Here is an 845-nt window from a genome sequence, read left to right as displayed (position 1 = left end):
ATGACCTTCACCCCTACCCAAAAAGAACTCTTTAACAAAAACATTGAGGCTTTAAGTAATATTCTTTTAAAAGAAAGTTTAAAAGAAATCAAGTCTAGTAAATTTGAACTTATCTTAGGTAAAGATAATCTAGATATAAATTTAAAAGATACAAGTGATAATACTTTTCTTTATGAAAATGTTATTGATGAATTAAACTCTATGCTAAACACTTATAATGATAAATATCTACTTTATCCTGTATTATATTTTTATGGTTTTGGAAATGGAATTTTATTTAAAGCTTTATTGCAAAATAAAAATCATCAACATATTGTTGTTTTTGAAAAAGATATAGAAATCATTTGGGTGATATTTCATATCTTAGATTTTTCAAGTGAATTACAAAGTGCAAGATTGATGATTTTGAATACAAGTTCTTTGGATATAGAATTTTTTTCTAATTTTTGCTCTAGCAAACCTTTCTTTCAATTTTCTAGAATTTATTTTTTAGAACTGATGAGTCATTATTATGAAAGATTTCATGAAGATATTTTAGGATTGAATAAAAAATTAGCAGAAAATTTTAAAAATTCTATTGTTTCTTATGGTAATGATCCTCTTGATGCTCTTCAAGGCATAGAACAATTTGTTTATAATCTTCCTCAAATGATTACCCATCCTAGTTATAAAGAATTACTTTCTAAAAGAAAGGGTATAAGTGATACAGCTATCATTGTTTCTACAGGACCATCTCTTACTAAACAACTTCCTTTATTAAAAAAGTATGCTAGTAAAGCTACGATTTTTTGTGCGGATTCTTCTTATCCTATTTTAGCTAAGCATAATATTAAGCCCGATTATGT

1 protein-coding gene is annotated in these 845 nt (G+C 25.6%); it reads left to right on the top strand.

The window, feature by feature from the left end; translation table 11 throughout:
- Positions 1-845, top strand: an 845-nt coding sequence (locus SR62_RS00555) for a 6-hydroxymethylpterin diphosphokinase MptE-like protein (RefSeq protein ID WP_147502220.1), incomplete at both ends; no start/stop codon positions are given.

The organism is Campylobacter sp. 2014D-0258, from assembly GCF_008000495.1.
Lineage (GTDB): Bacteria > Campylobacterota > Campylobacteria > Campylobacterales > Campylobacteraceae > Campylobacter_D > Campylobacter_D jejuni.
This window is presented reverse-complemented; position numbering and strand designations above follow the sequence as displayed.